General features: G+C 71.1%; 8 protein-coding genes and 1 pseudogene. All 9 read left to right on the forward strand.

Going from position 1 to position 8,000, the window contains the following annotated elements; genetic code table 11:
- Positions 1-366: 366 nt before the first annotated feature.
- Positions 367-726, forward strand: coding sequence for an SH3 domain-containing protein (locus tag RM812_RS40010; RefSeq protein WP_311585586.1), 360 nt, complete (start codon positions 367-369; stop codon positions 724-726).
- Positions 727-765: 39 nt separating this feature from the next.
- Positions 766-915: a hypothetical protein gene (locus RM812_RS40015; RefSeq protein ID WP_311585588.1), complete on the forward strand. Its 150-nt coding sequence runs from the start codon at positions 766-768 to the stop codon at positions 913-915.
- A 17-nt stretch (positions 916-932) separates the two neighbouring features.
- On the forward strand, positions 933-2,033 hold the full coding sequence (locus tag RM812_RS40020; RefSeq protein WP_311585590.1) for a GNAT family N-acetyltransferase: 1,101 nt from the start codon (positions 933-935) through the stop codon (positions 2,031-2,033).
- Positions 2,034-2,545: 512 nt separating this feature from the next.
- Positions 2,546-3,721 carry an MFS transporter gene (locus RM812_RS40025; RefSeq protein WP_311585592.1) on the forward strand — a complete coding sequence of 392 codons (1,176 nt, stop codon included), beginning with the start codon at positions 2,546-2,548 and terminating at the stop codon, positions 3,719-3,721.
- Between the two features lie 20 nt (positions 3,722-3,741).
- Entirely contained in the window at positions 3,742-4,131 is a 390-nt protein-coding gene (locus RM812_RS40030; protein WP_311585594.1) for a hypothetical protein, read from the forward strand.
- A gap of 85 nt (positions 4,132-4,216) precedes the next feature.
- Positions 4,217-5,485, forward strand: coding sequence for an ATP-grasp domain-containing protein (locus RM812_RS40035; protein ID WP_311585596.1), 1,269 nt, complete (start codon positions 4,217-4,219; stop codon positions 5,483-5,485).
- A gap of 28 nt (positions 5,486-5,513) precedes the next feature.
- Complete coding sequence (locus RM812_RS40040; protein WP_311585598.1) at positions 5,514-6,794, forward strand: hypothetical protein; 1,281 nt, start codon at positions 5,514-5,516, stop codon at positions 6,792-6,794.
- A 49-nt stretch (positions 6,795-6,843) separates the two neighbouring features.
- Positions 6,844-7,680: a tryptophan synthase subunit alpha gene (gene trpA, locus RM812_RS40045; RefSeq protein ID WP_311585600.1), complete on the forward strand. Its 837-nt coding sequence runs from the start codon at positions 6,844-6,846 to the stop codon at positions 7,678-7,680.
- Positions 7,681-7,730: 50 nt separating this feature from the next.
- Positions 7,731-8,000: pseudogene (locus RM812_RS40050) on the forward strand (hypothetical protein); the annotation flags it as partial.

Below are 8,000 nucleotides of genomic sequence, written 5' to 3' on the forward strand. Positions count from 1 at the left end.
GACGCCCGACGGCGCGTCCGAGCCACCCACGGATAACCAGAGCCGCGGCCGGCCCCCGCCCGGGGAAGACGGATCCACTTCCCCCGAGCGATGTGGCGCGCGGCAGGAGCTAGGCGGCCTCCCAGCAGCGGCTCCTGCCGCGCCGCACATATCTCGACGCTCGCCGCTCGGCGCCCGTTACCCCCGGGCCTCTTTGGCCGCGCATCACGCTCCGCCCTGGCAGCTTCATCCCCGTCGCCGCGGCCTCCGCGCGTGCCCGATGCCGCCCACGGCTCCCGCGATCCCGCCGCGCCGGACACCCGTGCCTGCTCTGGGCGCATCCGCCGCTGGCACCGACCTGCCCAATTTCTTGACGTAAGGACTCCCATGCGACTCCGCGCTCCCGCACGTCTGACCGCCTCCGCCGCCCTCGCCCTCGCCGTGACCGGAGGGCTCGCCGTCACCGCCGCCCCTGCCGCCCACGCCGTCGGCGAGCACTCCAAGTGCACCGTGAACTGGTCCCACGGCGAAACCGGCACGGTCTCGAAGAACGGCTGGAACCTGCGCACCGGCCCGTCCACCGGCTACGCCAGCCGGGGCCTCCTTTACCGCGGGGACACCGTCAAGCTGCTGTGCAGCCGAGGCAACTGGGACTACACCGAGCTCTCCAAGCGGTCGAAGTCCGGGCTCTCCAAGGGCACCCGCGGATGGGTGCGCAGCGACGGCCTCTACCAGCTGGGCGGCTGAGCCGCGACCGCTGTCCGCCCTGTCACCGGCCTGGCCCCGGTGCGGCCCGGCGCGGGCGGCGACAGCCTCGCCGCCCTGACCACCCTCGCCGCCGGAGCGCTCGGAGCCGCCATCGGTCTGCCGCTCATCGGCCTCACCCGCCGCCCGGCCCTCGGCACACCCCGCATCCCCGCGCCCGCCGCGTCCTGACCCGCCCGGAGAACCTCATGAGCCTGACCGCCCTGCGCCCCAACGTTCGCACCCTGAAAAGCTCCTGGCACTCCTCAGTGGCCGCCCTTCCCGCCGTGCACCGCGCCGCCACTCCCTTCCACACCCGAGAATGGGCCGCTGCCTGGCAGACGGTGCGCAGCGAACTCGTCCGCGGCCGTCACCACCTCTTCCTCCAGGACGGCACGCGCCAGCACCGCATGTCCTTCTACCAGGTCAGCGACAGCCCGCTGTGGCGCTCCATGGAGGGTGATGCCGGTGTCACCCGCCCCACCTTCGAGGCCGACGTCCTGTACGGACCCTCGATCTACGGCGAATACGGGGGACTGCCCGGCGCGCCCGTGCCCGTGCTCGCCGAAACCGTTGATCGAGGCCGCCACCTCGCCCGGGAACTGGGGACCGAGGCCCTGGTCATCGCGAACATCCCGCCCACCGAGCGCAGCCTGTGGCGCGAGGCCCGCACCCCCGATGCAGAGGTCGCCCTGTCCTGGGCCCACCGCGCCCGGGTCGGCTCCTCGGTCGAGGAGTTCATCGCGAACTTCCCCTCGAGCGAGGCCGGCCGAGAATTCCGCCGGCAGCACTGCCGGGGCAACGACGCAGGCCTCACCCTCAAGGTCGCCCGTGGCACCGAGCTCCTGCCGTATCTGCCGCAGTTCACCGCCCAGGCCCGCGCGACCAGCGAACGCCACGGGCCGGCCCTGTACGGCACCGACATGCTCACCCCGCTCACCCGCGTCCCCGGCGCCGTGGGACTGCTCGCCGAGCACACCGATGGCACCCTCGCGGGCGGCTTCTTCTGCTTCCGCTACGGCTCGGCGCTCTACCTGTGGGCCGCCACCATCGACCAGTCCCGCAAGAGCGACCTGAACACCTACGGCTGGCTCATGTACGAGAGCGTCCAGTACGCCATTGCCACCGGGGCGAGCGTCCTTGACGCCGGCCGCGGCAACTACGCCTACAAGGCTCGGCTCGGGATGCTTCCGGTCGCTTTGTCCTCCGCGGTCTACCTGACACGGCACAACCCACACCTCATCAGCCGCCTCGGCGCCCTGCACACCGGCTTGAACCAGCACGTGCTCCGCGCCTGGAACAAGGCCTGACCACCCCGCCGAGAGGGACCCCACATGTCTCACCTCAAGTGCGGCCCGCTGCCACGACAGCAGGGCTCACGCCCTCACCGTCCAGACCCCTGCCCTCGCAGGCGGCCAGTGGTATCGCCGCGAACCTCCACCGGTGCCAAGGCGTACCTCCAAGAACGCGGAGACACGGTGACCGTCTGGGACACCGATGTCAGCGGCTACAAAGCCCTCGACCAGGTCAAAACCGACCATGAGAGCTGCCGTGTTTCACCGTCACGGTCCTGCGCTTTCCTGCACGCCGTGAACTCTCCTGCCAGCGGGGCGCCATCGCCCCCCTGACGGCGCCCCACTTTCGCTCATCGCCAGGCCCTTACGCCTGCCCGAAACCTCCAGCGATCAACCCGTCGCCGCCTTCCGTGCCTCTTGGAGCACCTGTGCCCACCACAGATCTGCCTACGGCAAGACCAACCGCGCAGGCCCCCGCCGTTACACCTGCCACACAGCCCGGACAGGTCTCCGCCGTCTGGGTCCTGGTGATCGGAGCCAGCCTCGTCCGCGCGGCCGGCTTCGCCTACCCCTTTCTCTCCTACCGCCTCAGCGAGCTCGCCCTTTCGACCAGCAGCATCAGCACGATTCTCGCGGCCTTCGGCGTTGGCTGGCTCGTCGGCCAGATAGTTCTGGGACGACTGGCGGACATCGTGGGCCGGCGGGCCGCTCTCGTGGGCTCCATGCTGCTCGCGGCGGTCACGCTGCCCCTGCTGGGCGGGCTGTCCCACCCCGCCGCCATCGCCCTGGCCGCGGTCGTGGTCGGCGCCGTCTACGACGCACCGCGGCCCGTCATCACCGCCGTGGTGGCAGACACCGTCTCCGACGATGCGGCCCGTGCCTCCATCAACGGGTGGAGGCACTTCGGGATCAATGTCGGCGCCGCCACTACGGGAGCCGCCGGCGGCCTGCTGTCGGACAGCACCGGCCTGACCGCGCTGTACTGGATCAACGCTGTGGCCTGCGCCACGTTCGCGCTGACCGCTCTGGCCTGCATGCCCCAGGACCGCCCCGCCCACCGTGGTGCGGCCGCCGCCGGTGGCCGTGACACCTACCGCACGGCCGTGACGGACGCCCGGCTGTGGCTGCTGTGGCTGGTCAGCCTCGGCGCGCTCATCCCCGTTGCTGGCCTCTTCTCCATCCTGCCCCTGCTGATGGACGACGCGGGACTGCCCGCATCGGCCTACGGCTGGACGCAGGTAGCCAGTGCCTGCACGGTCCTCGTCCTGTCCGTTCCTCTCAACCGGTGGCTGGCCCGCAGAGCCTCACGCGGAGCGTCCATGGTCCCGCTCCTGGCCGTGAGCTCCCTGGTCCTGGGAGCCGGTCTCGGCTCCGCCGGCCTCGCCGACTCCACACCGCAGTACGTCATCGCCGCGTGCATCGGCATCCCCGGCGAGATCGTGGTCTTCGTCGCCGCAACCGCGCTCCTCGACCAGATCACCCCGCCGCAAGCCCGGGGCCTCTACGCGGGGATCTGGGGCTCCACGCTGGCGGCAGCCGTGATCTGCGCCCCCGCCCTCGCGGGCTGGTCCCTGACCCAGGGCGGCCCCCAGCTCGTCGCGGTCACCACCACCCTGTGCGGCCTCATCGGCACCGCGGCCTGCCTGCCGCTCGCCGTCCTGATGCACTACCCGCGCACCCACCAAGCCCTGCCCGTCAAGTAGCCAGCACCCGAGAGGTCCTCATGCACACCACCCGCGTCTTCACCCGCCTGCTGCCCACCGCCGCACTCGGGGCAGTCGCCGCTCTGGCCCTGAACACAACCCCGGCAGCCGCCAACAGCGGCTGGTGGTACTCCAGCCTCAACAAGAGCAAGGGTTACTTCACCTCGTACGGGGACAGGACCACCGCCTGCGACATCAGCACCGACGGTTACAAGGCCCTCGTCCAGATCCTGACCATCAACGACAGCCTGCTCTACCGCGTCGTCGACAACTACAACGACGGCAAGTGCACCTCCAAGCACGCCAGCTACTTCAACCTCCAGGAGGGCGCGACCTACCAGATCGAGGTGTGCGTGGTGAAGAACGGCGGCCGCCCCCTGGACTGCCGTGCACACAGGTTCACGGCCTGACCATGCCGGCTGCCTTCGGCGGCCGACTCTGGCTCACCCCAGCGTCACCTCCTCACGAGCAATCGACCACTCCCTGGAGACCTCCGTGCCTGCACCCTTCCTGCTCCTGCTCGGGGCGGGCGGCCACGACGGCGCCCCCTACCGTGAGTCCGTCCTCGCCCGTATCGCGGCCGCGCACTCCGTCGTCCTCGTCGACGCCGCGGTTCCCGACTGGGCGGCGCGCTATCTGGCCGGTCACATCGAGGCCGACCTGACCGACGCTCACGACGTGGCTGCCGCCGTGAAGACGTTCACCGCGGACCGTGACGTCTGCGGGGTCATGACGTACATGGAGCACCACGTCGTGACCAGCGCCGCACTCGCGCAACAGCTGGGGCTGCCGGGCAGCAGCCCGCAGGCCATGGCAGCCTGCCGGGACAAGGGCGTCACCAGACGGCTCCTCGACCGACACCAGGTGCCGTCTGCCCGCGCCCTGGAGGCTGATGACGCGGTCCAGGCCGTGGCGCATGCCGACACGATCGGCTACCCGGTCGTGGTCAAACCGCGTGCCATGGCGGGCAGCGCCGGCGTCGTCCGCGCCGACACCGCGTCCGAGGTCCGCGCAGCCTATGAGCGGGCCAGCCACGAGACCGTGCTGGGCCTCGATCAGTACGGTCCGGCCGGCGTCCTGGTCGAGGAATGGCTCGACGGGCCGGAGATCAGTGTCGAGACAGCGGTCCTCGGTTCGGGGGAGGCCCGCATTCTGGCCGTCACCCGCAAGCTCCCCGCACCGGCCGGCACCACACAGGAGTACGGACACGTCGTCGCTGCGTCGGACCCTCTGCTGACCGATGCCGCCCTCGCCCGCGTTATCCAGGGCGCCGTTGACGCGTTGGGCCTGACCTGTGCCGTGCTGTGCGTCGAGGTGATGCTCACGGCATCGGGGCCGCGCATCGTGGAGGTGAACGGCCGGCTGGGCGGTGATCTGTTGCCCCTGCTGGTGCAGCACGCCCTCGGCATCGACCTCGCCCAGGTTGCCGCTGCCCTCGCCACCGGAGTGCCTCCGCAGTTGGAGCCCACTGCGGGAGGCGCCGCCGCTATCCGCTTCGCCTATCCCGAGACGTCCGGCGTGCTGGAGCGCATCGCCTTCCCGCCGGGCCTCCATGCTCTGCCGTTCGTCGAGCGGGCGGTGATCAGCCAGGAGGCTGGCACTCGTGTTTCCGCGCCGCCGCACGCCACGCTCTCCGACCGGCTCGCGCACTGGGTCGTGACGGGCGAGTCGGAAGCCACCTGCCGGGAGCTCCTGGACGAGGTGGCCAGCCACCTCGACATCTCGATCGCCACCCCCGCTCACGCCGCCAGCTGCACACGCTAAAGGTTCCCTTTTCCCTGGAGACAGTCACATGGCCATACCGTCCGCCGCGCTCGTGCTCGCCGCGCGGCCCCGTGCCGCCACCAGCACCGCCGCGGTGGTCGCTCCTCTCCCCGGCTGCCCATACGCCGGAGCCTTCGTGCGCCGGGGCGTCCGGACCATCGCCGTCACCCTGGCGTCCCGACTGCGGCCGCTGGATCTGCCAGCTGACGCAGCCAGCCCGTACGCGGGAACTGTCGAGCACCGCGGTTCTCTTCGGCCCACCGTGAAGGCCCTGAGGGCCGCGGGAGTCACCGCCGTCCTGCCGGGCAGCGCCGCCGGTATCGAGCTCGCCGAGCGGATCTCGTGGCATCTCGGCCTTCCGGCCGGGGACCCCGAAGCATCGGCGCTCCGCTACGACCGGGGCGCACAGGCCATGGCGCTGGAACGGGCGGGTGTCCCGTCAGCCCGGACCATCCGCTCCGGCAGTCTCGCCGAAGCGCTCCGGTGGGCGGATACCGAGAGGTTGGACGGATACACCCTGGCGCCTGCGGCAGCCGGAACTCCCGTGCCCGCCGTGACCTGCGCCACCGACTTCGAGATCAGGGCGGCCTGGCCGGCCCTGCGGCGAGCGACGGCGCGATACTCCGGTTCGGCGCATCTGGTCCTGACTGAGCAGCTTTCGCCCCGCGAGTACGTGATCAACAGCGTGTCCCGTCCCGGCCCCGACGGCATTCCGGAGCACTGCATCACTGACGTCTGGGCGGAGTCCCGGGGCCGCGACGGGATGCTGGACCGGACCGACCTGCTCGACCGTCACCAGCTCCTCTCTCGCGCCTTGTCGAGGTACCTGCTGCGGGCCCTGGACGTCCTTGGGGTGGTCTGCGGCCCGGTGACCAGCCGTGTCGCCTACAGCGAGGGACGCGGCCCTTTGCTGATCTCTTCTCTCGCGGCGCCTCCCCCCGCCTCCCTGGCCGATGATGCTCTGCGGGCCGCCACCGGCGAGGACCGCGTCGCGCGAGCACTGGAGGCATGGCTGCCGGCGCCACGTACTGAGCTGAGTCCAGTGCCGGCACCTCCCCGCCGAGTCGTACGCGTCCACCTTCAAGCGCGGGCCGGCGACAGCATCGACCCCTGGTTGGGCCGGATCGTGCGCCAGCTGCCCACGGTGGTCGCCGTCAGCGATGCCCTTCGGGCCAGCACGAGCTGCCCCTCCACGACCGGCCAGCCGGAGATCGTTCTCAGCAGTACCGAGCCGGAGGCCGTGGAGGCGGACTACCGCGTCATCAGGGCTCTGGAGCGCGAGGGCCTCTACCGAGTACCCCGGCCGTGAACACGGCGCCGCCGTCCCTGCCGCACGCCAATCCACCTGAGAGGTCTTCATGCTCACCTCCACGCCGCCATCCTGGCCCGCCTCCGCACTCGATCAGGCCCTGGCCAGGAGCAGGTGCCAGCACCGCGCCGCGCTCGGCCTCTACCTCCCGGTCGGCTACCCCACCCACTCCGGCAGCCTCGAAGCGCTACATGCCATGGCGCCCCACTGCGACGTGCTCGAACTGGGAGTGCCCCACCGGCGCGCCCACCTCGACGGCCCGACCATCCAACACGCGGCAGCCCAGGCCCTGGACAACGGCTATCGCATGCGGGATCTCTTCACCACGACAGCCGACCTCGCGTCGTCCACTACGGCCGCACTGGTGGTCATGACCTACTGGGCCCCGGTCGAGGAGTACGGGCCTGGGCTCTTCGCTGAAACTTTCTCCGCAGCTGGCGGTGCGGGCGTGCTGGTACCCGACCTGCCCGACAGGGCGGCCACCGAGTGGCATCGCACTACCCGGGCGGCGGGCCTCCACAGCATCCCCCTCATCCCGGCCCACGCATCGGACGCCAAACTCACCGCAATCGGAACCAGCAGCAGTGGGATGGCATACGCGCCCGCAGCGCCCGGCCGGACCGGCACGGCCGGGCCTCTCAGCCCGTACCTGCCCCGCCTCGTCCGACGCCTTCGTGACGCTACCCGTCTGCCGGTGGCCGTCGGAATCGGCATCAGCACCCCAGCCCGTGCAGCGCAGGCATCCGCCTACGCCGACGCCGTGGTGGTGGGCTCCGCCGTCATCCGTCGCATGCAGGCCGCCACTGGTGGCCCTGGCGCGGCCGCTGCTGCGGCCGCACGCGACTTCGTCGCAGGTGTTCGCCGCGCGCATCGGCCGGCGGCCTGACCTTCAGACCACATCCCCCACACATCACCGTTCCAGGAGGAGGAACACTCATGTCCCGACTTGCCGCCCTGCCCCAACGTCGCCTGCGCCGTCTGACGGTGCTCGCCATCGGCGTGACCACCGCCCTCACCCTCACCGCCTGCGGAACAGGGGGAGACAACGGTGGCGCCGACACGCCCACCCGGAGCGCGAGCCCCACCTCAGCCCCGCGCGGCCTCCTCACGAAGGAAGAGGCCAAGAAGGTCGTCGACAACTACGAGAAGGTCAACAACCGCGCGAACGCCAGCCAGGACGCCAAGCTCCTGAGCACCGTTGAGGCC

This window comes from Streptomyces lancefieldiae (genome assembly GCF_031845825.1).
In the GTDB taxonomy this organism is placed as follows: domain Bacteria; phylum Actinomycetota; class Actinomycetes; order Streptomycetales; family Streptomycetaceae; genus Streptomyces; species Streptomyces lancefieldiae.